The sequence below is a fragment of the Halosimplex halobium genome, assembly GCF_051414055.1.
Taxonomy (GTDB): Archaea; Halobacteriota; Halobacteria; order Halobacteriales; family Haloarculaceae; genus Halosimplex; species Halosimplex halobium.
In genome coordinates, this window is the sequence record NZ_JBLKNX010000001.1 from 288,718 (window position 1) to 308,269 (window position 19,552).

Consider the following 19,552-nt stretch of genomic DNA (forward strand, 5'->3'; position numbering starts at 1 on the left):
ACTGCGTCCGGAGCGAACGGTCCCGTGGCCGTCATTTCCCGCCGCGGCGCGTCAATGGCGGATTTCACGACGCAGTCCGGCGGTCCGGTCAACGACACCGGTTCGACGACCCGGATAATGTTGCCTGTTTCAGGCAGTGACGGCGAGGGGTGCGGCGAGGTGGTCCTTTATATAGAGCGGGGCCGTCCGGTAGGACAATCGAATGAGCGACACGAAGAACGTGCAGGCGGCCGACGACGAAGCGCAGGTCGAACAGGACGACGAACGCGAGGTCGACACCTCCCACCTCGACGGGGTCGAGGACGGCTGTGGCTGTGCCGAGGTGTGGGAACATCTCTCCGACGAACGCGACGAGTAGGTCCACACGGTTCCTTCTGCAGTAGTACGGGACTGTGGTCCGCGTGTCACCGATGGGATCAGGGGACCACAGCGGCGACGCTACTCGGAGACGTGTCGCGTGGCGACGAACGCCCGCGAAAGCCGCGTCGGTGTCGGCCGCTGACGCACGCTCCCGCGGGCGGATGCCACGGCGGACGACCTACTCCTCGCCGAGCAGCCGGTCGACGATCTCCTCGGGGTCGAACGGTTCGAGGTCGTCGTAGTCCTGGCCGGTGCCGAGAAAGAGGATCGGCTTGCCGGTCACGTGGGCGATGGAGATGGCCGCGCCGCCCTGCGGGTCGGCGTCGGCCTTCGTGAGGACGGCGCCGTCGATCGCCGCGGCGTCGTCGAACTCGCGGGCGCGGTTGACCGCGTCCTGGCCGGCGACGGCCTCGTCGACGAACAGCGTCATGTCCGGGTCGATGACCCGGTCGATCTTCGACAGCTGGTCCATCAGGCCGTCGGAGGTGTGGAGCCGGCCGGCGGTGTCGCCCAGCACCACGTCCACGTCGTTGGCCTTCGCGTACTCGACGGCGTCGTAGATGACGGCCGCGGGGTCCGACCCCTGCTCGTGGGAGATGACCCGCTTGTCGAGTGCGTCGGCGTGTTGCTGGAGCTGCTCGTTGGCGCCGGCGCGGTAGGTGTCGCCGTTGGCCAGCACCGTCGACAGCCCCCGGTCCTCGAAGTACCGCGAGAGCTTGGCGATGGTCGTCGTCTTCCCGACGCCGTTGACGCCGGTGAAGATGATGACGACCGGCGCGTCGGCCTCGGCGACCCGCTCGTCGAAGTCGAACTGCCCGACGCTGATCACGTCGTACAGCGCCTCCCGGAGCGCGTCGCGGGCGAGGCTGCCCGTCGAGGACAGTCGCCGACGCGTGTCGCCGACGAGGTTCTCCTCGACGCCGTCGAGGATCTCCTGTGCGACGCCCATCTCCACGTCGCTCTGGAGCAGCGCCAGCTCCAGGTCGTCGAGGTGGTCCTGCAGGTCGTCCTCGTCGATGACGGTCTTGCCGGTCGCGAACAGCTTCGCCCGCTCGCCGAGGCTCCGGCCGTCGTCGTCCCCGTCATCACCGGGCTCGTCTCCCTCGGTGTCGCCGGGTTCGGCGGCCGCGTCGTCGTCGGCGCCGCTCGCCCCGTCCGCGTCGGGCACCTCGGAGTCGGCCCCGGGTTCGTCCGGCTCGGCCGGTTCGGCCTCGGCCGGGTCCGCCGCAACGGACTCCTCGTCCTCGGCGGACGCGTCGCTGGCCTCGGGTTCGGCGTCCTCGGCCGCTTCCTCGTCGACCGCCTCGTCGTCGACGTCCTCCTCGACGTCGTCGCTGAAGCGGCCGAGTTTCTCCTTCAGTCCGTCGAACATCTGGCCTTACTCGTCGTCGTCCTGCTGCTGCATCTGCTGCATCTGCTGCATCTGCTGTTGCTGCATCTGCTGGGCCTGCTGTTCGAGCTCCTCGCTCTCGGCCTCCAGCTCGGCGATGTCCGAGCGGATCTCCTCGATGCGCTCGTCGAGCGTGTCCTGCTTGTTCTCGAGGATGTCGATGGCGTCGTCCTGCTCCTGCTCGGCGGCGTAGCCGGCGCCGAACTCGACGATGACCTCGTCGATGTCCTGCACCTCGGCGCGGAGGAACGCGTCGCCGCCCAGCGGCACCTGCACGGTGTCGCCGGACTCGATGGCCTCGATGGCCTCCATGGCCTCGTCCATCTCCTGCTGTTCGTCCTGGAGCCCGCTGATCTCCTCCTCCATGGCCTCGATCTGCTCCTCGATCTGTTCGATCTCCTGGGCGATCTGCTGCATCTGCTGCTGACCGCCGCCGCCACCGCCGAGGCTCATGCGTCTACCCCCTCGATCTCGACCTGCGTGCGCTTGAGCCCGTGCTTCGACCCGAACTCGGCGAGGACGTGCTCGCGCGCCACGTTCTCGTTCTCGGCCTCGATCTGCTTCTCGAACGACTGCCAGCCGTCGCGGGCGCTCCACTGCCCGGTGACTGTGAATTCACTCATGTGTCCCGCTGGGAGAGCGAGCGGGAAGTACCTTCCGCAACGCAGTCTCGCCCCTCCCGCCTTTCCGGACGGGAGGGGTGTCGTGTCGTGTCGCGTCGCGATGCGTCGGAGCCGCCGAGAAGCGGTTACCTTCTTTTGAAACAACAATTATGTACACCCGTCACGAACGGAGGGGTATGATGGGGGCTTCGAAGGTGTTCGGGATCCTGTCGAACGACCGCCGACGGCGGGTGTTGCTGTTGCTGTGCGAGGAGGAGTCGGTACGCGTGCCCGACGCGGTGCTGACGCGGGGGGCAACCGCGCGAACGGCGGGCGACGGCGAGGCCCGGTCGCGGTTGCGGCGCCAGGCGATGGTTCGGCTGTACCACGTCGACCTGCCGAAGCTGGACGCCGAGGACCTCGTCGACTGGGAGCGCGGCTCCGAGGTCGTGCGGCGGGGACCGCGGTTCGAGGAGGTGGAGCCGGTACTGGACACGCTCGCCGACAACGCCGCCCGGATCCCGCAGGAGATCTTCTGACCGGCTCCGGGAGTCAGTCGATGTAGCCGAGCGCGGATTCGATGCGGCCCAGCTCCGGCCCGGTCGTGTCCTGGCCGACGACGTAGCCGTGGTCGTTGGCGACCAGCCCCGACCCGACCAGCGGGGCGCCGTAGTTGACGGTGCCGATGTCGGCGGGCACGTCCAGCAGGTCCTCGAGGAAGTCGAGTTCGGCGTCAGTCGCGTCGGGGTGGCAGAGCACGCCCTCGTCGGTCGCGACGGCGGCCGTCCCGACGGTTCGCGTCCCGGCGAGGGTGCCCTGCTCGACGGGCACGTCCAGCGCGTCCTCGACGGCGCGGACGGCCGACTCCGAGAGGTCGGGGTGGACGTACGCGCCGCTGTCGTTGGCGAGGACGACGTTGCCGGCGGCGTTGATCCGGCCGGGGAGTTCGCCGACGGCGAGGCCGGTCGCCTCGGTGATCGCCTCGCGCTCGCGGTCGCGGACGCGACTGCTGACGAGCAGGCCGTTGCCGTTGCCGGTCGCCAGCGAGCCGACGGTGCCCGAGCCGCCGACGGTCGTCGCGACCGCCGGGGCCTTGAGTTCGTCGCTCAGGTCCTCGCGGAGGTCCTCGTCCACGTCGGGGCGGACGAGCACGCAGTCGTCGGTAGCGCGTGCGAAGACACCGACGTACGCCGATCCGGAGAAAGCCGCGCGGAGCAAGTTTACTCGGCCGTTTCGGCTTCGACGACGGCCTCGCCCTCCTCCTCGAAGCGGGCGGCGCGGACCCGCAGCTTGCGCGGCGGGTTCGACCGACCGTTCGCCCAGACCGCCTCGTTGATCGAGGGGTCGAGGCGGACGGCGTCGCCGTCGACGGCGAAGTGCTTGGCGAGGTGCTCGCGGACGATGGAGACGGCCTTGTCGGCCTGCTCCTCGTTGGGCGCGGCCTTCACGTCGCGGAGCGGGACGGTCACGACCCGCTCCTCGAAGTCGCCGGCGCTCATTCGTCCGTGTCGCTACGGCGCCAGTGGCGCCGCTTCGGGTTGCGTTCGACGTTGCGGTCCGTCTTGAGCATGACCCACGGCGGAACGCGCGTGTTCTGGCGCTCGAGTTTCCCCAGGCGCTTCTTCTTCGACTTCGACTTCTTGCCCATAGTGTCACCTCCTTCCGCCCCGGCGCTTAAATTCCTGTTCCTTTTGTCCGCGACCGCCCGTCGCCCGACCGCGCCGCCGTTCCACGACACGGCCGACCCACGGCCATTCGACCGCTAGTTTCGAAATATCGGATCTGAATCTCAGAGGTTTCCCCCAGATCCCATTTCCGGCCGTAATAGCTCTTTTTGCGCGCATCTACGCCGAACGGCTATATCCAGCCCTTCCGTATCAGATCTGATTCTCTAGTGCGAGTCTCTTTATACGAAAATTCGTGTCTGGTAAGTATGCAACGGCGAGCGCTGCTGTCCACGGCCGCGGTCGCGGCAGCGGGCGGCGCGGTCGGCTGTGTCGGCGGCGGTGGCGAGGTGGTGGCGACCGTCCAGCGGTCGGTGTCGGTCCGACCCGGTCAGGGGTGGATCGAAGAGATCCCCGACGTGTCGGACCCGGGCGGGGCGATCCGTTACCGCGCCAGGGCCGACCGACCGTTCGACGTGTACTTTTTCACCTCCCGGGAGTCGTTCATGTTCTACGATACCTACACCGACGGGGGCGAACCGGCGCGGATGCCGAGGGGCGACGGCGACGTGAGCGCCGGCGCCGAGAAGGTCGGCGAGGACACCTACGCCGCCGAGACCCGAAAGGGCGGCGCCCGCCAGCCGATCGACGACTCCGGGCCGTACTACTTCGTCGTCGACCACTCGGGCTACCGCGGCAAACACCCGCCCGACCCCGAACAGCCGTCGCCGCTGGAGGTGTTCGTCGACCTGACGGTCACCCGACGGAAGCTGATCTGAGCGGCGACCGGGTTCGGCGGCGGTGTCCGGACGGTCGCCGCCGGGCAGTCCCCGCCGTTCAGGCGAACGCGAGCGGGACCATCACGAGCACGCCGGCAGCGATCCCGCCGACGAGTTCCCGCCGGCCGCCGCCGGGCAGGTCTGCCCCCCGCTCCAGTGCCTCCGGGACGAACTCGGTCGCGACGAGGTACACCATCGCGCCCGCGGCGAACCCGAAGCCGAAGGGGAGAAACCGCTCTGCCAGCGTCACGAAGTAGTAGGCGATCACGGCACCGAGCGGCTGGGGCAGGCTGGAGAACACCGCCCACCACACCATCCGCCACTCGCCGACGCCCATCGACCGCAGCGGGATCGAGATGGCCACCCCTTCCGGGACGTTGTGGATCGAGATGGCGACGGTCATGAACACCGCCAGCACCGGCAGCGTCAGCCCGGCGAGCGTGACCGTTGCAAGGCCCGGCTCCTCGATCCCCAGCTCGGCGAAGGAGACCCCCACCGCGACGCCCTCGGGGAAACTGTGGACCGTCAGGATGCCGAGGATCAACACGAGCTTCCGGAAGTCCGCCTCCTCGTAGTCCCGGGCGTCGAACTCCGTGTCCGCCAGCACCTCGTGGGCGACGACCACCAGCAGGACGCCGACGACCACGCCCGGCCCGACCGCCGCCGCCGCGTCGACGACCCCGCCGTCGACCACCGCGACGCCCTCCCGTATCAGGCCGAACAGCGACGCGGCGACCATGATGCCCGAGGCGAGGCCCCACAGCACCACGTTCCACCGGTCGGAGATATCCTCGACCAGGAAGAAGGGGATCGCCCCCAACCCCGTCGCCAGCGCCGTCAGTAGCCCCGCGACGAACACCAGCGCGAGGTTCCCGAGATCGACCATCCGTACCCGAACCTACGCCGACCGCGCCCTTAACAGTTATCACGAATCTGACTATTTTTGGGAGACCTAAAGCGGACGGTCGGCGATGGGGAGCGAGCGACGAGGCGTCACAGTGCCGTCGGTCCGGCGTGTCACGCCGTAGTTAATGCACCTTATATGCACTATGAACGTTCGAACTCCTATGCGGGAGGATATAAATACAGGTTCGCTGAATAAAACGATATGTCAACGACCGAGATGCGCACGACCGACGCGGACGCGGCGGAGGGGGAGCGAGGGGCCGAGCCCCACCGGGTGGTCAACCCGATGGGCGCGACCGGGCGGATGACCGTCGAGACGCCGTCGGGCGAGGAACGCACCGTCGTCGGCTGTCTGGACCGCCTCGTCGCGGAGCGGCTCGACGGGACGCCGCCCGGCACCACCGTTCGGATGGAACTCTCCCCCGCCACCGACGGCGAGGGGTACGTCGCCGCCCGCGTCCTCCCCGGCGGTCTCCCGGCGCTCTGAGTTCCGCCCGTCGCCGCTGACTGGCGCTTTCCGTCCCGCTACAGCGGGAACCGCTCGACGGTGTCGTAGGTCGGCCCGTCGGGCCCCAGCACGCTCTCTTTCAACCGGATCTCCTCGAGCGCGAGCGTCCCCACGTCGGGGTCGTCCTCGCGGACCCGTTCCTGCACTCGTTCCTTCCCGCCGGCGTGTTCCATCCGCGCTATCGTGACGTGGGGCGTGAACTCGTGGTCCTCGGCGTCGAACCCCATCGCCGTCGTCCGCTCCTCGACGGCCTCGTGGAGCCGTGTCAGCTCCTCGCCGCCCGAACGTGTCCCGACCCAGACGACGCTGATGTAGTCGAGGCTCGGGAACACGCCCAGGCCGCCGAACTCGCAGTCGAAGGGGTCGACGCCGGCGTCGTCGACCGCCCCCGCGAGTTCGTCGACGAGGTCGTCGAGCCGGTCGGGGTCGGTGTCGCCGAGGAACTTCAGCGTGACGTGGGCCTGCTCGGGATCCGTGAAGTTCAGTCCCGACGCCCCTTCGAGTCGCTCCTGGACCGCCGCCACCTCGTCGGCCAGCCCGTCGAGGTCGACGCTGACGAACAGTCGCTTGCCCATACCCGTCGGTCGGCCCGCGCGGGCCTTCAGCGTTGCCGCCGACGAGGAGTGCAGATCGCCGACCGGTAGTGCGCGGGGTCGCCGACCGATAGCGCAGCCGGCGGCGCCGCGGTCCCGAGCCGCCGGGCGATCCTTCATGTAGTCGCTGCCCCAACAGACGGTCGTGTCCCGCAGTCCGACCCTGACACTGGTCGCCGTCTTCGTCGTCGTCTTCCTCGCCCAGCGCGCCGTGGCGCTGCTGCAGGTCCCCTTCACGTTCGCGCTCGCGCCGCCGGCCGGCGCCCGTCCGTGGACGCTGGTCACGAGCGTCTACGCCCACGTCTCGGTCGGGCACCTGCTTGCCAACGTCGCCGTCCTCCTGCTGGTCGGGCTCTACCTCGAACGGCAGACCTCCCGGTGGCGCTTCCACGCCTTCTTCCTCGCCACCGGCGCGCTCTCCGGGCTCGTCCAGGTGTGGGTCAGCGACCTGTTCGGCCCCGGCGTCGCCGTGCTGGGCGCCAGCGGTGGCATCGCCGGGCTGGTCGGGTACGTCCTCGCGGGCAACCGCATGAGCGACACGCTGCTGGACAAGACGCCGCTCAGCCCGCGGGCGCAGTTGGGCGTGTTCGTCCTCGTCGCCGGCGCCGTCACCGTCGCCACCGCCGGCCCCGGCGTCGCGCTGGTCGCTCACTTCGCCGGGCTGCTGATCGGGCTGGCCGCTGGGCGGCTACACCTGTTGCGGCCGTCACGGGCGGATTCAACGCTGTAGCGGCACGGTCCCGGGGCCGACGGGTGCCCGCCACTCACCGCTTTTCGAGCGTGACCTCGAACAGGTGGTCCCATCCGTCGTCGCCGTATCTCACGTCGGCGACGCGCCAGCCGGTTCCCGCCGTCGCCTCCCGAACGCGGTCGGGCGAGAACAGCCGATAGAGCCACGGCTCGCTCAGGGTTCCGTCGTACTCGAGTTGCATCACCCGGTAGGCGAGGCCGTCCGACGGGTCCTCGTAGTAGTCCAGTTTCCCCCGCGTCCGCTCGTGGTCGGGGTCGAACCCGTCGATCACGGCCGTCCCGTCGGGCGCGGTGACGTAGGCGAGGTCGCCGAGGAACGCCCGCAACCCCCGCATCGACCGGGCGAGACTCGTCTGGGTACCGACGGCGAGCGCCGACCGGAAGCGGTCGCGCTCGAAGTGCTCCCGGAGCGCGAACATGTCGGCCCGTCGGGCGTCGCGCACCCCACGGTCCTCCATCACCTCGACGAGCAGGTCGCTCCGCTCGACCGCGACCGTCCCGTGGCGCTCCTGGAAGGCGAGCGCGTGCCGACCGGCGCCCGCGCCCAGGTCCACGAGCGGCCCGTCGAGGTGCGCGGGCAGCCAGTCGTCGGGTTCGGGCGCGGCCTCGTCGAAGTAGATCTCGACGCCCGGTTCCTCGATCTCCTCGCCGTTCCGGTAGCGGAGCGGTCCGGACTGTTCGCCGAAGTGATGGTCGTAGAGCGCCTGCGCGAACGGACCCGGCATGGCTACTGAACGCCACCGAGCCGCCGGGCAAAGCCGCTGTGGTGGTGTGGGTGTCGTTGGCGCAGATCTGTCGGACGGGCGGAAAATACTTGCCGACAGTGACTGAAACGTCGGCCGGATGCGCCGCCGCCGCTTCCTGCAGGCGGTCCCGGCCGCCGCGGTCGCCGGCCTCGCCGGCTGCGGGGCCATCGGCGGACGGACCGCCACGCCCGACTGCGACGCGGCCTGCTTCGAGGCGGACCTCGAACGCGCCGAGGACGGTCCCGACAGCCTCACGCTCACCCACGTCGCCGGTCGGGACCTGTCCGCGGGGGCGGTCGCCGTCTCCGGAGTCGCGTTCGACTGGCCGCCCGCCCGCGAGTCCGGCTTCACCTACTCGTGGGCCGAGTTGAGCGACCTGGATCCCGAGGCGGGGATCGCCGGTCGGTCCCTGACCGTCGAGCCGGCGCTGGTCGACGCCGTCCGGCTCTCGTGGACTCGCGACGGCGAGCCAGTCGAACTCGGCGCGTTCCGCGTGGCGGACTGCGAGCGCGGCGCGGCCTGCTTCGAGGCCATCCACCGGGGGGCCGACGACGCGCTGGACCGGCTGGCCGTCCGCCACGTCGACGGTCAAAATTTGCCGGCCGACGAAGTGTTCCTGACCGGCGTCGCCGACGACTACCCGCCGGAACCCGAGACCGGGCGGATCGTTCCGTGGCACGAACTGGGCGGTCTGGCCCCGGACGACGGGATCGCCGGCGAGACCGTCCGTGTCGAGATCGGTCTCGTCGAGCGCGTTTCCGTGCTGTGGCGCCGCGGCGGCGAGGAGTCCGCCGTCGAGTCCTTCGAGCTGTACTAGTCGTCAGTGCGTCCGAACGGAGCGATACGAGGCCGACCTCACTGAAACTCCGCCGCCGTCACATTCTCCAGATACGACTCGCCGGCGTATCGGTATTCGATCTGCCCGTCGAAACCGCGTTCGGGCAGAAGTCGTTCGGCGGCCCGTCCCGCCGGTTTGTCCGTCGTCAGGAGGACGACCGACTCCGCGCCACCCTCGTCGAGCAACTGAGCCGCGAGGCCGACCAGCGCCGTGTCCGCCTTCTCGATGCTGTCCTCGTCGCGGCCGGTTTCGTTCGCGATCGCTCGCCGCGCGTCGTCCATCGCCGTCGAGACGACAGGGTTCGCGTAGTCGAGTTCGTCGGCGACGGCGATCCACCCCTCCTCGAACCCGGTCGAGTACGGGATGTCCCCGGACGGGTACTCCTCGGCGATCGGGTCACCGCCGAGTTCCTCGTACACGCGCCGCGGGACCGTGAGCGTGACGCCGGCCCGGCGGACCGCCCCGCGCAGCCGCTGAAACTTGTCGTTGTCCGGACCACCGCATCGGACGAAGACACCCGTATCGGCGACGTAGGCGGTCGTCATTCCTCGACGGCGTACGCCTCGACGACCGGTTCGAGCGCCTGGAGGACGATCTCGGCTTCGAGCGGCGAGATATCGAGTTCGCGGGCCGCGATACGGCTGTTGACCGACCCCTCGACGTACTCGGCGGCGTAGTCGAGCGCCCGCGCGAGGCCGTCGAGGCCGTGGCGGTCAACGAAGGTGTCGATGTCGCCGTCGTCCTCGCGGCGCGCGACGGCCGCGATCAGCGCCGGGGTGATCGTCCGGGAGGCCCCGTCGGTCGTCAGCGTCAGCGAAACCGGCTCTGCGTCGTACTCGTACGGCCGCTGGTCGCGGACCGTCTCGACGAGGCCCGCCGTTTCCAGCTTCTCGACGTAGTCGTACGCCGTCCCCTGGGGCACGCCGAGTTCTTCGACGAGGTCTGCGACGGTCACCGGACCGTCACGGAGGATGTGGGCGTAGATCCGGGCCAGCGCGGGCGTCTCCAGCACGTCCACTACGGTCTGGAGGTGCCGGATCGGCGGGTGATCCGACCGCGTCGGGGACTTCGCCATCTCGATTGTGAATTATCGATAACTCGTGATAAGGGTTCCGGCGGCTTCCGAACCCTGGAGATCCGTCGATCCGGCTCAGTAGAGCTGCTTCTCCTTCTCCTCGCGCTCCTGTTCACGTTCCCCCTCGGCCTTCGACTCCCGGCGGCGGGCGAGCCACCCCTTGAACCCCGGAACGTACGTCCGCCGGCAGTCGCGGACGAACGCCCAGATGCCGTAGACCCAGAAGAAGAAGAGCAGGGTCCCCATCCCGAAGTACAGGAGGGTAGCGGTCGAGACCATCAGGTCTCCTCCCGGGCGCTGCGGTGGCCGCCGCCCATCGCCTCCGAGCGGAGGATGTCGTGGCAGACGGCGTCGCCCGTCTCGGTGTCGAAGACGTGTATCTTCCGGCGGTCCAGGACCACCTCGATGTCCTCGTCGCCGGCCAGGTCGCTGTCCGGTTCGACGCTCATCAGGAGTTCGTCGGCGCCGCGGGCGGAGGCGGCGCCGCTGGTGCCGGCGTCGTCGCCGGCGGCGTCCTCGCCGCGGAGGACGAGATAGACGAAGATCTCGTCGCCCATCGGTTCGAGCACGTCCGTCCGGGCGCGGATGGGACGGGTCGGGTTCGCGAGTTCGTCCGCCTTCGTCGCGGGGTAGACGTCCTCGGGGCGGACGCCGACGGTCACGTCGTCGCCCGCGGCGAGTTCGGCCACCTGCGCCGGGTCGAACTCCACGTCGAAGCCGGCCGTCCGGATCTCGCCGCCCTCGACGGTCCCCTCGACGAAGTTCATGCTCGGCGAGCCGATGAAGCCGGCGACGAACAGGTTGGCCGGTTCGTCGTAGCAGACCAGCGGCGGTGCGATCTGCTGGAGGTGCCCCTCGTTCATGACCGCGATGCGGTCGGACATCGTCATCGCCTCGGCCTGGTCGTGGGTGACGTAGATGATGGTCGTGTCCAGCTCCTTGTGCAGGCGCTGCAGTTCCGTGCGCATGTGGACCCGGAGCTTGGCGTCGAGGTTCGCCAGCGGCTCGTCCATGAGGAAGACGGCGGGCTCGCGGACGATGGCGCGGCCGATGGCGACCCGCTGGCGCTGGCCGCCGGAGAGTTCGTCGGGCATCCGGTCGACCAGCTCCTCGATCTGGAGGATCTCGGCGGCGCGGTCGACCCGGCGGTCGATCTCCTCCTGGGGGAAATCGCGCAGCCGGAGCCCGAAGCTCATGTTGTCGTGGACGTCCATGTGGGGGAACAGCGCGATATTCTGAAAGACCATCGCGATGTCGCGGTCCTTCGGCGGCTTGGTCGTCACGTCCTGGCCGGCGATGGTGATCGTCCCCTCGGAGGGGATAGTGAGACCGGCGATGGTTTCGAGGGTGGTCGACTTGCCACACCCCGACGGGCCGACGAGCGTGACGAATTCGCCGTCGGTGATGTCGAGGTTCATGTCGTCGACCGCCGTGACGTCCGCGTAGCGTTTCGTGACGTGTTCGAGTGTAACGTTTCCCATAATTACTCCTTGAGTGCGCCCGCGGTCAGTCCGCTGACGATGCGCTCCTGGGCGACCACGACGAGGATCACCACGGGGAGGACGCCGACGATGCTCGCCGCCGCCATCAGGTTATAAAAGGCCTGGTACTGGCCCTGGTAGTTGACGACGCCCCAGACGATCGGCGCCCAGTTCTGGGCCTGCCCGTCGGTCATCAAAAACGAGATGAAGAACTCGTTGTAGACGCCGATGAACGTGAGGACTCCGGCTGTCGCGACGCCGGGCGCCGACAGCGGGATGATCACTCTGAATAGCGCGCCGATGCGGGTCGCGCCCTCGACGCGGGCGGCGTCCTCCAGCCCGTCCGGGATCTGGCTGTAGAAGGTGGTGAGGATGAAGATCGACAGGGGGAGGAACAGCGCGCTAAAGGGCGTCACCATCGCCCCCGGCGTGTTGAACCAGTTCGGACTCGATATCGTCCCGACAGCGGGGAGCGTGAGGAGCTCGACGTTCCCGGTGAAAAACTGGAACAGGGGGATGATGAACGCGGCCGGCGGGAAGTAGGAGATTGCGAGCAGGACGAGCAACAGGGCGGTCTTGCCGCGGAACTCCAGGCGGCCGAACGCGTAGCCGGCGAAGCTCGCCACCAGCAGGACGATGACCGTCGTCGTCAGCGCGATGACGATGCTGTTGAACATGTAGACGTGGAAGGGCAGGCGCTGGAACATCTCGACGAACGAGTAGGGGTTGAACCCGTTGGGCACCAGGCCGACGTTCGTCATCCGGTCGCCGGGCGTCAGCGCCAGCACGAGCAGCCAGTAGAACGGGAAGAGAGTGGTCACGAGGAAGAAGGCGGTGACGACGTAGAAGAGGAACTGGTAGGCGTCGTCGGGGTTGCGGATCGCCTCCCGCGTGCGGCGGGCGATGGGGCCGTCGTCGTCGCTCTCTCCCTCCTCGACGGTCTGGGAGGCCATCACGTCCCCACCTCCAGGTCGGCGAACTTGACGATGTACACCAGCGCGACCAGCGCGACGATGCCGGCGGTGATGAACGCGACGGCCGCGGAGGTCGCGTACCGGCCCGCGCGGAAGGTCGAGACGACCATGCAGGTCAGCGACGGCAGGGTCGAACAGCCGCCGGTCGTCTCGATGATCCCGTAGACGCGCATCGACTGGATGGTGCGGAAGAGGAGCGCGACCAGAAGCGCCGGCAACACGAGCGGGAAGGTGATGTAGCGGAACTGCTGGACCTTCGAGGCGCCGGCGACCTTCGCCACGTCGTAGAGGCTGCGGTCGACGCTCTGGAGCCCGGCGAGGATGAGCAGGGCCATGAACGCCGAGGTCTTCCACACGTCGGCGACGATGACGATGATCAGCGTGTCGGTGGTGTTGATCAGCGGGTTCGCCGAGAAGATGCCCAGGTCCTGCATGAACTGGGTGCCGACGCCGATCCCCGGCTGGAAGAACAGCCAGAAGATCAGCCCCTGGATGGCGATGGGGACCGCCCACGGGATGAGGATGGCCACGCGGACCCACCGGCGCCCGCGGAAGCTCTGGTCGAGCACCAGCGCCTGGCCGAAGCCGATGATAGTCTCCAGGGTGACCGCGATGGCGACGTAGACGAGCGTGACCGTCAGCGCGCTCTGGAGCGGCTGGCCGAAGTCGACGAACGGGCTGCCGAGGACGGCGTTGCGCTCGCCGGTCAGCAGCTCGACATAGTTCTCGAGGCCGACGAACTCGCCGACGTACTCCGCCGAGAACAGCGCGTCGGCGCGCAGCGACATCTCGAAGGTGCTGACCAGCGGCCACAGCGCCATCGTCGAGACGAGCAGCAGCGTCGGGACCAGGAGGACGTACGCGAACCCCTGCTCGGAGAGGCGCTCGGTCCAGTTGGCCGGCGCGACGGCCGCCGACCGCAGGCGGCCCCGCGAGTGTTCGTCGCTGGTCGCCATGCTAGACGCTCTCTTCGAGCTCCCGGAGGCTCTCGGCGAGACCCGACATCGCGGGCTCGGGCTCCTCCTGCTGGGCGATCACGGCGTTGACGCTGCCGGCGATCTGCGACGACTGGTCCGGCCAGACGACGGTCACCGGCCGCGGGATGGCGTTCTCGCCGGCGATCCGGAGCGTCTCCAGGTGCGGGCCCCAGGGGTCCACGTCGCCGACGTTCTCCGGGTCGAACAGCCGCCGGTCGCCGGTGAGGTAACCGAGTTCGCTGAACTGGAAGGTCCGGAAGCTCTGCTGCATCGTCGCCTCGATCACCTGGACCGCGGCGTCGACGTTCCCCGAGTTGGGGTTGACCGTGAGGTGCCACCCGCCCAGCGCCGAGGCGGTGCCGCCGATGCCCTCGTACTCCGACTCGTCCTCGGTCACCGCGTAGGGGATCGGCATCGTCCCGAGGTCGTCGGGCGAGAGATCCTCGGACTCCTCGAAGGCGGTCGCCGCCTCGAAGATGCCGCTGGGCCAGTAGCGCAGGGCGACGGCGTTGCCGTTCGTAAAGGGCGACAGCGACGGCCCCTCAGTCCACTCGAGGACCGCGTTGGGCGAGATCTGCTGGTAGCCGTCCAGCGCGAACTCGTCGTCGGAGCCGTGGATGAGCGTCCGGACCATCCGCAGCGCCTGGTGGACGGGCTCCTCGTCGACGGTGACCGGGCGGTCGCCGACGGGGCCGAACAGGGTGTCGCGGCCGCCGAAGTAGGCGCCGCCCCAGGTCGACATGAACTCGTTGAACGTACAGCAGGAGAGGCCGACGTAGTCGGTCCCCTGCCAGTTGAAGCCGTACTCCACGTCGGCGTTGCCGTGGGTCTCGGCGACGACCTCCGAGAAGCGCTGCCAGGTCATCGGCTCGGTCGCCCAGCTCTCGCCCTCGGGGTCGAAGCCGGCGTCGGTCACCAGGTCCTTGCGGTACTGGATCGTGGGGAAGCCGACCTGCCAGGGGACGCCGTACAGCTCGCCCCGCGGGCCGCCGCCCCCGCCGGCCTCGGTGTCTGTGTCGGTCGCGCCGCCGCCGACCGCCTGCGCGGGGGCCCGCGCACTCTCCAGCGGCGCCTCGAAGTAGTGCTCGTCGAGCATCGACTGGGCGTCGTCGGAGAGGTGCTCGCTGAGGTTGACCAGCTGGTCGCGGACGATGAAGGGGATCGTCCACCCGCTGTCCATCCGGAAGATGTCGGGCGTCTCGCGGCCGGCGTTGAGCCAGCTGCGGTACTGGGCCTGCACGTCGCCGGAGATCTCCGAGGTCGAGAGGAAGGTCACCTCGATGTCCTCGGAGAGGCCGGCGTCGTACAGCGCCTGGCGGGTGTCCTCCGCGCGGTCGGTGACGTTCGACGGCATCGCCATCTCGACGGTCGCGCCGTCCCCGCCGTCACCGCCGTCGCCGTTCGTCCCGTTGCCCGCGCCGGGCCCCGCGCCGTCCTGGCAGCCGGCGAGCCCGACCGCCCCGGCCACGCCGACGGCCTTGACGAACCGCCGCCGCGACCTCGACGTTCCGGGCCCGCTCTCCGCTCCCGACGATGAGTCGTGCGACATGTCTTTCACGATCGATGCTTCCAGACTAAGGTATAGTCCGGCATCCGCTGACACGCTCGGAATAATCCCGGGTTACCGCCGGCCCCGCTGTCGAAACGGTCGCCGCCGACTTGATGACGGCAGTCCGACACACCTCATGGAACTCGTCGCCCATCGCGGCTGTCCCGACCACGGACCGGAGAACACCGCCGCGGCCGTCGGGGCGGCCGCCCGTCACCTCCCCGCCGTCGAGATCGATCTCCGGCGCTGCGGCTCGGGCGAACTGGTCGCCGTCCACGACGAGCGCGTCGACGGCGTCACCGACGGGACGGGCCGGGTCGCCGACCTCGACCTGGCCGCGCTACGGGAGTTTCGCGTCGACGGGTCCGACGAGTACGTCGCCACGTTCGCCGAGATCCTCGACGCCGTTCCCGGTGCGGTGACGCTGCAGGTCGAGTTGAAGGTGCCCGGGCTCTGGCGGGACGTGCGGGCGGCGCTGGCGGCGGACGGCCGTTCGAACGTCCGCCTGTCGTCGTTCTCGGCGCCGGCGCTGGCCGAGATCGCACGCTCCGACTGGGACCCCGAGACCGGCCTCCTGTTCGGCGCCCACCCGACGGCGAACCTCGACCTCGCGACCTGCCTGGACTGTGCGAACGTCCACCCGCACGCGCGGCTGTGTCTCGACCCCGGCGGCCGCGCCCTCGTCGAACGGGCCCACGAGGCCGGGTTCGGCGTCTACGCGTGGGGACTCGAAGCGGCGGCCAGCGAACGGGAAGACCCGACGACCGGCGACCGGGAGGGGCCGGCAGCCGACGACCGGGCGGACCGGGCCGCCACGGTCCGGGCGCTGGCCGACCGCGGCGTCGACGGCGTGACGACCGACACCTGGGATCTCCCGCGCCCGTAGTACCCGCCTACGCCCGGTAAGGCGACCGTACCTGTCGAAACCGACGACACCCTCAAACGGGCGAGCGTCGCAGTGTGGGCCATGCAGCCAAACGGCGGCCGCCCGGGCGGGGAGTCGCGTCCCGGCGGCGACGGGGGGACCGAGTCCAGTGACGGTGCGGGGGCCGCTCGCGACGCTTCGAGCGACCGGGCGAGCGGGAGTGACGACCGACCGACACCGGCCACACTCGCCGACGCGACGGCCGCCGACGGCGAGGCGGTCCTCGCCGACCTGATCGACGCGGGTGCCGTCGACGCGGGCGGCGACGACGTGGCCCTCGCGGCCGACTTCGGGCGGCGGTGGCAGGCGGAGATCGAGACGCTGCGGGAGGCCGAGCCGGCGGACCTGGCGGCCGCGACGCTCGCAGCGGCACCGGCCGCGTCGGCCGTCGAGACGACGACCGACCGCGACCGGACCTACGTCGTCCTCTCGGAGGGCGCCGACGAGCCCGCCGGCGAGGTGTGGATCCGCCGGCCGGTGGCGGTCGCCGAGACGGCCGCCGCGCGGGCGCTGGGCGCGACCACCGACCTCGCCCCCGCGCGCCGCGCCGTCGCCGCCCACGGCCTGTCGGTCTTCCTCGATTCCTGCCCGGTCTGTAACGCCGACCTGGCCGAGCGGAAAGCCGGCGGCTGCTGCGGCCCGCCCCGCACCGACGCCGAGGGCCACCCGCTGCGAGCCCTGGTCTGTCCCGACTGCCGGACGCAGTTCGCCGCCTTCGAGTAGGCGCGGCGCCACTCGTCGGGCGTGACCCGCTATCTGCTCGCGACCGCGTCGGTCCACACGACCGCCGCGGCCGCCGACTACCTCGCCGACCGGCTCTCGGCGGACGACGAGGTCGTCGTCCTGACCGTCGCCGAACCCGACCTCGACGGTCGGGACGCCGGCGACGCAGCCAACGTCGCCCGTTCTCGACTGTTGCCCGCGACCGTCGAGGTCGTCGAACAGGAGGGCGAGCCCACCGACGAGATCCGGACCGTCCTCGCCGAGCGAGACGCCGACGTGCTCCTCCTCGGGCCGCGCCGGGGCGACCCGGCGGCGAGCGGCGGGGGCGACGACTCGACCACCGGCGTCGCTCCCGGCTCGACGGTCCGCGCGCTGCTGGGGGACGTGGCCGTACCGGTCGTGGTCGTGCCGGTGCCGGAGCTGTCCGGACCTACCTGACGGCCGCGAACCGACAGCCGTCGGACTGGTTCCCGACCCGTGGAAAACCTTCGCACGAGCGTTTATCCCCGGAGACGGGACCAGGGCCGCCCATGGAGCCACGAGCGCTCGGGCGCGACGAACGCGCCATCGAGGGACTGCCCATCAGACTCGTCATCGCCCTGGTCGTCGGGGTCGCCAGCCTCAGCGTGATGATGAACACGCTCGGCGGCATCCAGACGCTCGGGGTCACCGAACTCGACGTGAAACCCACCCCCGAGGTCGTCGACGAGGCCAGCACCGAGATCAGTGTCGCGGTCGTCGAACCGGAGGGCGGCCGCGTCGCCAACGCGACCGTCGTCGCCACCGGCGGCACCGCGACGCTCGACTCGGTCGCGACCGCGCGGACGAACGCGAACGGGACCGCGACGCTGTCGCTGTCGCCGTCGCTCGGCCCGAACCAGCAGGAGGGGACGATACAGTTCGACGTGAAACCGCCCGCAGGCGGCCAGTACGCCGACGAGCGCGGGAACACGGAGGTGCTGGTGGTCGCCGACGGATAGGCGTCGGTCGGCTCAGCGCCCGACGGCGTCGTCCCAGTCGATCCACTCCTGTTCCCAGCCGGTCCGGCCCTCGGCGTTGCGGCGGGCGAACTCGCGGTCCTCGCGGCGGGTGCGGTTGCGCTCGACCGTGTCGGCCTGTTCGCCCTCGACGAGCATCGGCCGGAAGGCGACGCCGCCGAGCCGCTCGACCACCTCGCCGTCCTCGACGACCGCGAGGTGCTGCTCGCCGGCGCCGTGGGGCATGACCAGCCGGCCGCCCTCGGCGAGCTGGTCGACCAGCGCCGCGGGCGGGCTGACCGCCGCCGCCTCGAGCAGGATGCGGTCGAACGGCGCGTACTCCGGGAGCCCGTCGGCGCCGTCGCGGCGGTCGACGAGCACGCCGCCGTAGCCCGCCTCGGCGAGGTTCTCCCTGGCCTCGACCACCAGCCGGCGCGTGATGTCGATCGCGTGGACGCGCTCGGCGCCGGCCAGTTCCGCGACGACGGCGGCGGTGTAGCCGACGCCCGCGCCGACGACGAGGACCGAGTCGCCCTCGCGGACGTCGAGGGCTTCGAGCAGCCGCGCGACGGTGCTCGGCGCGAGCACGCGCGTCCCCAGCCGCTCGAACGGCCGGTCGGCGTAGGCGCCGCGGTCCTCCGCGACGAACGCCTCGCGGGGCACCTCGCGCATCGCGACCGAGAGGGCCTCGCTGCGGAGACAGCCCTTGCTCTCGTGTTCCAGGCTGTCGACCATGTCGTCGCGCACCACCGCCGGATCCATGCCCGCCCGTCCGCTCTCGACGGTAATGAATGGCGCGGCTCCGATCCCTGCCACCCCGTGTTCGCGGGGGGCGGGTTCGGCCAGCCGGACCCGCCCCCACTTACTGTTAGTTTTTTATCCTTTGAGAAATATCATTCGGGCAGATACATGGTCGACGGAACGACAGGGGTTCGACAGCGTCGAGCGACCCGCGGTCCGGTCCCGAAGCCCCCGGGTCGCGCGGACGAACCGACGGTCGCACTCGACGGGGGCGGCGACGTCCGGAGACAGCGCACACCGTCGGACGGGGGGGACCGGCCGTGTCGGTCGTGAGCGACCCGAACGGATTCTACGAGCGGGGAAAGAGCGGCCTGAGCGTGCGGTACGTGCTCGGGATCGTCGGGCTGGCGGGCGTGGCCAGCTCCCTGTCGGCGATCGTGCTCCTCTACTACCAGCTGCAGATCGTGCCCGGAGCGGCGACGACGCTGTTGCTGACCGGAGGGGTGGTCACGCTCCTCGCGAACGTCCTCTCGGTGTTCGCGTTCTGGTTCGTGTACGCCGTCGTGATCCACCTCCTCGCCATGGGGATCACCGAGGGGTCGATGCTCTCCGTTCCGGAGGGGTCGTTCAGACGGCTCAGTCTGTTCGTCGGATGCGGGTTCCTCCCGGACGTGTTGGCCGGGATCAACAAGGCGGTCGCGACGTTTCTCACGGTGCGAACCGTCTTCGCCACGGCGGAGCCGTCGGAGCTGGACGCGAGCGTGCTGGCGGCGTCGCTGCAGGGCGCGACCGCGATGCGGATGACCGTCGCCGTCACGGCGGTGATCCTGCTCTGGCGGGGGTTCATCTGGGCGTTCGCGGTCAAACACGCCTACGACATCGAGCTCCGGACGGCGGGGGCGATCGCGGCGGTGCCGACGGTCTGTAGCGTCCTCCTGACGGTCCTCGTGTTCAACGCCCGGCTGCTCGGACTCTGACGCCGCCGCGGGTCCGG

The 19,552-nt window shown here is 70.0% G+C and carries 28 protein-coding genes; 11 read left to right on the forward strand and 17 right to left on the reverse strand.

The genetic code is table 11. The features are described 5' to 3' along the window. Positions 1 to 202: 202 nt before the first annotated feature. Positions 203 to 358: a DUF8595 family protein gene (locus ACMGFG_RS01445; RefSeq protein ID WP_436928574.1), complete on the forward strand. Its 156-nt coding sequence runs from the start codon at positions 203 to 205 to the stop codon at positions 356 to 358. 180 nt (positions 359 to 538) lie between these two features. Here ACMGFG_RS01445 and ftsY read toward each other — a convergent pair whose 3' ends face one another. From ftsY to rpl18a, 3 genes are read right to left on the reverse strand one after another with little or no spacing between them, the layout of a single operon-like run. Then, positions 539 to 1,732 carry a signal recognition particle-docking protein FtsY gene (gene ftsY / locus ACMGFG_RS01450; protein ID WP_436928575.1) on the reverse strand — a complete coding sequence of 398 codons (1,194 nt, stop codon included), beginning with the start codon at positions 1,730 to 1,732 and terminating at the stop codon, positions 539 to 541. 6 nt (positions 1,733 to 1,738) lie between these two features. Continuing rightward, positions 1,739 to 2,203: a prefoldin subunit alpha gene (gene pfdA, locus ACMGFG_RS01455; RefSeq protein ID WP_436928576.1), complete on the reverse strand. Its 465-nt coding sequence runs from the start codon at positions 2,201 to 2,203 to the stop codon at positions 1,739 to 1,741. Continuing rightward, positions 2,200 to 2,373 (reverse strand): 50S ribosomal protein L18Ae, encoded by a 174-nt coding sequence (gene rpl18a, locus ACMGFG_RS01460; protein ID WP_436928577.1) that lies wholly within the window; start codon positions 2,371 to 2,373, stop codon positions 2,200 to 2,202. The genes pfdA and rpl18a overlap by 4 nt, the downstream gene beginning before the upstream one ends. A gap of 176 nt (positions 2,374 to 2,549) precedes the next feature. On the opposite strand from rpl18a, the gene ACMGFG_RS01465 reads away from it, so the two are divergent. Further along, positions 2,550 to 2,891 (forward strand): DUF7344 domain-containing protein, encoded by a 342-nt coding sequence (locus tag ACMGFG_RS01465; protein ID WP_436928578.1) that lies wholly within the window; start codon positions 2,550 to 2,552, stop codon positions 2,889 to 2,891. 13 nt (positions 2,892 to 2,904) lie between these two features. On the opposite strand, the gene ACMGFG_RS01470 is transcribed toward ACMGFG_RS01465, so the two are convergent. Genes ACMGFG_RS01470 through ACMGFG_RS01480 form a run of 3 tightly spaced genes read right to left on the reverse strand, consistent with a single transcriptional unit; the run spans position 2,905 to position 4,000 of the window. Next, positions 2,905 to 3,570 (reverse strand): translation initiation factor IF-6, encoded by a 666-nt coding sequence (locus ACMGFG_RS01470; protein WP_436928579.1) that lies wholly within the window; start codon positions 3,568 to 3,570, stop codon positions 2,905 to 2,907. 2 nt (positions 3,571 to 3,572) lie between these two features. Beyond that, a complete protein-coding gene (locus ACMGFG_RS01475) occupies positions 3,573 to 3,851 on the reverse strand; it encodes a 50S ribosomal protein L31e (RefSeq protein WP_436911422.1) in 279 nt (92 codons plus the stop codon). Then, positions 3,848 to 4,000, reverse strand: a complete 153-nt coding sequence (locus tag ACMGFG_RS01480; protein WP_006882001.1) for a 50S ribosomal protein L39e — start codon at positions 3,998 to 4,000, stop codon at positions 3,848 to 3,850. The genes ACMGFG_RS01475 and ACMGFG_RS01480 overlap by 4 nt, the downstream gene beginning before the upstream one ends. Positions 4,001 to 4,285: 285 nt before the next feature. Here ACMGFG_RS01480 and ACMGFG_RS01485 point away from each other — a divergent pair, with 285 nt between their 5' ends. Next, complete coding sequence (locus ACMGFG_RS01485; RefSeq protein ID WP_436928580.1) at positions 4,286 to 4,795, forward strand: hypothetical protein; 510 nt, start codon at positions 4,286 to 4,288, stop codon at positions 4,793 to 4,795. 58 nt (positions 4,796 to 4,853) lie between these two features. Here the strand turns inward: ACMGFG_RS01485 and ACMGFG_RS01490 are convergent, their stop codons facing one another. Beyond that, a complete protein-coding gene (locus ACMGFG_RS01490; RefSeq protein WP_436928581.1) occupies positions 4,854 to 5,681 on the reverse strand; it encodes a ZIP family metal transporter in 828 nt (275 codons plus the stop codon). Between the two features lie 222 nt (positions 5,682 to 5,903). Between ACMGFG_RS01490 and ACMGFG_RS01495 the strand changes: the two genes are divergently transcribed. Further along, complete coding sequence (locus tag ACMGFG_RS01495; RefSeq protein ID WP_436928582.1) at positions 5,904 to 6,188, forward strand: DUF7999 family protein; 285 nt, start codon at positions 5,904 to 5,906, stop codon at positions 6,186 to 6,188. 38 nt (positions 6,189 to 6,226) lie between these two features. On the opposite strand, the gene thpR is transcribed toward ACMGFG_RS01495, so the two are convergent. Then, positions 6,227 to 6,784, reverse strand: coding sequence for an RNA 2',3'-cyclic phosphodiesterase (gene thpR, locus ACMGFG_RS01500; protein ID WP_436928583.1), 558 nt, complete (start codon positions 6,782 to 6,784; stop codon positions 6,227 to 6,229). A 163-nt stretch (positions 6,785 to 6,947) separates the two neighbouring features. Between thpR and ACMGFG_RS01505 the strand changes: the two genes are divergently transcribed. Then, positions 6,948 to 7,532, forward strand: coding sequence for a rhomboid family intramembrane serine protease (locus tag ACMGFG_RS01505; protein WP_436928584.1), 585 nt, complete (start codon positions 6,948 to 6,950; stop codon positions 7,530 to 7,532). Between the two features lie 34 nt (positions 7,533 to 7,566). On the opposite strand, the gene ACMGFG_RS01510 is transcribed toward ACMGFG_RS01505, so the two are convergent. After that, the gene (locus tag ACMGFG_RS01510; protein ID WP_436928585.1) at positions 7,567 to 8,277 is read right to left on the reverse strand and encodes a class I SAM-dependent methyltransferase; all 711 of its coding nucleotides are present in this window, start codon (positions 8,275 to 8,277) and stop codon (positions 7,567 to 7,569) included. A gap of 118 nt (positions 8,278 to 8,395) precedes the next feature. Here ACMGFG_RS01510 and ACMGFG_RS01515 point away from each other — a divergent pair, with 118 nt between their 5' ends. Next, positions 8,396 to 9,115: a hypothetical protein gene (locus ACMGFG_RS01515; RefSeq protein WP_436928586.1), complete on the forward strand. Its 720-nt coding sequence runs from the start codon at positions 8,396 to 8,398 to the stop codon at positions 9,113 to 9,115. A 38-nt stretch (positions 9,116 to 9,153) separates the two neighbouring features. On the opposite strand, the gene ACMGFG_RS01520 is transcribed toward ACMGFG_RS01515, so the two are convergent. The 7 genes from ACMGFG_RS01520 to ACMGFG_RS01550 all read right to left on the reverse strand — a co-directional run bounded on the left by ACMGFG_RS01520 (position 9,154) and on the right by ACMGFG_RS01550 (position 15,192). Next, a complete protein-coding gene (locus ACMGFG_RS01520; protein WP_436928587.1) occupies positions 9,154 to 9,681 on the reverse strand; it encodes a PIN domain-containing protein in 528 nt (175 codons plus the stop codon). After that, a complete protein-coding gene (locus tag ACMGFG_RS01525; protein ID WP_436928588.1) occupies positions 9,678 to 10,211 on the reverse strand; it encodes a DUF7437 domain-containing protein in 534 nt (177 codons plus the stop codon). Before ACMGFG_RS01525 ends, ACMGFG_RS01520 begins: the two co-directional genes overlap by 4 nt. Before the next feature lie 75 nt (positions 10,212 to 10,286). Then, entirely contained in the window at positions 10,287 to 10,490 is a 204-nt protein-coding gene (locus ACMGFG_RS01530) for a DUF8005 family protein (protein ID WP_436928589.1), read from the reverse strand. Then, complete coding sequence (locus ACMGFG_RS01535; RefSeq protein WP_436928590.1) at positions 10,490 to 11,692, reverse strand: ABC transporter ATP-binding protein; 1,203 nt, start codon at positions 11,690 to 11,692, stop codon at positions 10,490 to 10,492. The genes ACMGFG_RS01530 and ACMGFG_RS01535 overlap by 1 nt, the downstream gene beginning before the upstream one ends. 2 nt (positions 11,693 to 11,694) lie before the next feature. Continuing rightward, a complete protein-coding gene (locus ACMGFG_RS01540) occupies positions 11,695 to 12,645 on the reverse strand; it encodes a carbohydrate ABC transporter permease (protein ID WP_436928591.1) in 951 nt (316 codons plus the stop codon). After that, positions 12,645 to 13,622, reverse strand: coding sequence for a carbohydrate ABC transporter permease (locus ACMGFG_RS01545; RefSeq protein WP_436928592.1), 978 nt, complete (start codon positions 13,620 to 13,622; stop codon positions 12,645 to 12,647). Before ACMGFG_RS01545 ends, ACMGFG_RS01540 begins: the two co-directional genes overlap by 1 nt. Before the next feature lies 1 nt (position 13,623). Then, positions 13,624 to 15,192 carry an extracellular solute-binding protein gene (locus tag ACMGFG_RS01550; RefSeq protein WP_436928593.1) on the reverse strand — a complete coding sequence of 523 codons (1,569 nt, stop codon included), beginning with the start codon at positions 15,190 to 15,192 and terminating at the stop codon, positions 13,624 to 13,626. Between the two features lie 136 nt (positions 15,193 to 15,328). Here ACMGFG_RS01550 and ACMGFG_RS01555 point away from each other — a divergent pair, with 136 nt between their 5' ends. The 4 genes from ACMGFG_RS01555 (at position 15,329) to ACMGFG_RS01570 (ending at position 17,820) form a co-directional block, all read left to right on the forward strand. Then, positions 15,329 to 16,078 carry a glycerophosphodiester phosphodiesterase gene (locus tag ACMGFG_RS01555; RefSeq protein ID WP_436928594.1) on the forward strand — a complete coding sequence of 250 codons (750 nt, stop codon included), beginning with the start codon at positions 15,329 to 15,331 and terminating at the stop codon, positions 16,076 to 16,078. 81 nt (positions 16,079 to 16,159) lie between these two features. Then, positions 16,160 to 16,840 carry a DUF8054 domain-containing protein gene (locus tag ACMGFG_RS01560; protein ID WP_436928595.1) on the forward strand — a complete coding sequence of 227 codons (681 nt, stop codon included), beginning with the start codon at positions 16,160 to 16,162 and terminating at the stop codon, positions 16,838 to 16,840. Between the two features lie 21 nt (positions 16,841 to 16,861). Next, positions 16,862 to 17,278: a universal stress protein gene (locus tag ACMGFG_RS01565; RefSeq protein WP_436928596.1), complete on the forward strand. Its 417-nt coding sequence runs from the start codon at positions 16,862 to 16,864 to the stop codon at positions 17,276 to 17,278. Between the two features lie 92 nt (positions 17,279 to 17,370). Beyond that, on the forward strand, positions 17,371 to 17,820 hold the full coding sequence (locus ACMGFG_RS01570) for a DUF7382 domain-containing protein (RefSeq protein WP_436928597.1): 450 nt from the start codon (positions 17,371 to 17,373) through the stop codon (positions 17,818 to 17,820). 12 nt (positions 17,821 to 17,832) lie between these two features. Here the strand turns inward: ACMGFG_RS01570 and ACMGFG_RS01575 are convergent, their stop codons facing one another. Continuing rightward, on the reverse strand, positions 17,833 to 18,579 hold the full coding sequence (locus ACMGFG_RS01575; protein ID WP_436928598.1) for a protein-L-isoaspartate O-methyltransferase family protein: 747 nt from the start codon (positions 18,577 to 18,579) through the stop codon (positions 17,833 to 17,835). Between the two features lie 308 nt (positions 18,580 to 18,887). Here ACMGFG_RS01575 and ACMGFG_RS01580 point away from each other — a divergent pair, with 308 nt between their 5' ends. Next, entirely contained in the window at positions 18,888 to 19,535 is a 648-nt protein-coding gene (locus ACMGFG_RS01580) for a hypothetical protein (RefSeq protein ID WP_436928599.1), read from the forward strand. Positions 19,536 to 19,552: the final 17 nt, after the last annotated feature.

Bases quoted from the DNA above. Each gene is read 5' to 3' on its own strand.
- ACMGFG_RS01475 (WP_436911422.1), bottom strand. From the start codon at position 3,851: ATGAGCGCCGGCGACTTCGAGGAGCGGGTCGTGACCGTCCCGCTCCGC.
- ACMGFG_RS01530 (WP_436928589.1), bottom strand. From the start codon at position 10,490: ATGGTCTCGACCGCTACCCTCCTGTACTTCGGGATGGGGACCCTGCTC.
- ACMGFG_RS01560 (WP_436928595.1), top strand. From the start codon at position 16,160: ATGCAGCCAAACGGCGGCCGCCCGGGCGGGGAGTCGCGTCCCGGCGGC.
- ACMGFG_RS01545 (WP_436928592.1), bottom strand. From the start codon at position 13,622: ATGGCGACCAGCGACGAACACTCGCGGGGCCGCCTGCGGTCGGCGGCC.
- ACMGFG_RS01535 (WP_436928590.1), bottom strand. From the start codon at position 11,692: ATGGGAAACGTTACACTCGAACACGTCACGAAACGCTACGCGGACGTC.
- ACMGFG_RS01575 (WP_436928598.1), bottom strand. From the start codon at position 18,579: ATGGATCCGGCGGTGGTGCGCGACGACATGGTCGACAGCCTGGAACAC.
- ACMGFG_RS01525 (WP_436928588.1), bottom strand. From the start codon at position 10,211: ATGGCGAAGTCCCCGACGCGGTCGGATCACCCGCCGATCCGGCACCTC.
- ACMGFG_RS01570 (WP_436928597.1), top strand. From the start codon at position 17,371: ATGGAGCCACGAGCGCTCGGGCGCGACGAACGCGCCATCGAGGGACTG.
- ACMGFG_RS01515 (WP_436928586.1), top strand. From the start codon at position 8,396: ATGCGCCGCCGCCGCTTCCTGCAGGCGGTCCCGGCCGCCGCGGTCGCC.
- ACMGFG_RS01465 (WP_436928578.1), top strand. From the start codon at position 2,550: ATGATGGGGGCTTCGAAGGTGTTCGGGATCCTGTCGAACGACCGCCGA.
- ACMGFG_RS01480 (WP_006882001.1), bottom strand. From the start codon at position 4,000: ATGGGCAAGAAGTCGAAGTCGAAGAAGAAGCGCCTGGGGAAACTCGAG.
- ACMGFG_RS01540 (WP_436928591.1), bottom strand. From the start codon at position 12,645: ATGGCCTCCCAGACCGTCGAGGAGGGAGAGAGCGACGACGACGGCCCC.
- ftsY (WP_436928575.1), bottom strand. From the start codon at position 1,732: ATGTTCGACGGACTGAAGGAGAAACTCGGCCGCTTCAGCGACGACGTC.
- ACMGFG_RS01520 (WP_436928587.1), bottom strand. From the start codon at position 9,681: ATGACGACCGCCTACGTCGCCGATACGGGTGTCTTCGTCCGATGCGGT.
- thpR (WP_436928583.1), bottom strand. From the start codon at position 6,784: ATGGGCAAGCGACTGTTCGTCAGCGTCGACCTCGACGGGCTGGCCGAC.
- ACMGFG_RS01550 (WP_436928593.1), bottom strand. From the start codon at position 15,192: ATGTCGCACGACTCATCGTCGGGAGCGGAGAGCGGGCCCGGAACGTCG.
- ACMGFG_RS01490 (WP_436928581.1), bottom strand. From the start codon at position 5,681: ATGGTCGATCTCGGGAACCTCGCGCTGGTGTTCGTCGCGGGGCTACTG.
- rpl18a (WP_436928577.1), bottom strand. From the start codon at position 2,373: ATGAGTGAATTCACAGTCACCGGGCAGTGGAGCGCCCGCGACGGCTGG.
- pfdA (WP_436928576.1), bottom strand. From the start codon at position 2,203: ATGAGCCTCGGCGGTGGCGGCGGCGGTCAGCAGCAGATGCAGCAGATC.
- ACMGFG_RS01510 (WP_436928585.1), bottom strand. From the start codon at position 8,277: ATGCCGGGTCCGTTCGCGCAGGCGCTCTACGACCATCACTTCGGCGAA.
- ACMGFG_RS01495 (WP_436928582.1), top strand. From the start codon at position 5,904: ATGTCAACGACCGAGATGCGCACGACCGACGCGGACGCGGCGGAGGGG.
- ACMGFG_RS01485 (WP_436928580.1), top strand. From the start codon at position 4,286: ATGCAACGGCGAGCGCTGCTGTCCACGGCCGCGGTCGCGGCAGCGGGC.
- ACMGFG_RS01445 (WP_436928574.1), top strand. From the start codon at position 203: ATGAGCGACACGAAGAACGTGCAGGCGGCCGACGACGAAGCGCAGGTC.
- ACMGFG_RS01555 (WP_436928594.1), top strand. From the start codon at position 15,329: ATGGAACTCGTCGCCCATCGCGGCTGTCCCGACCACGGACCGGAGAAC.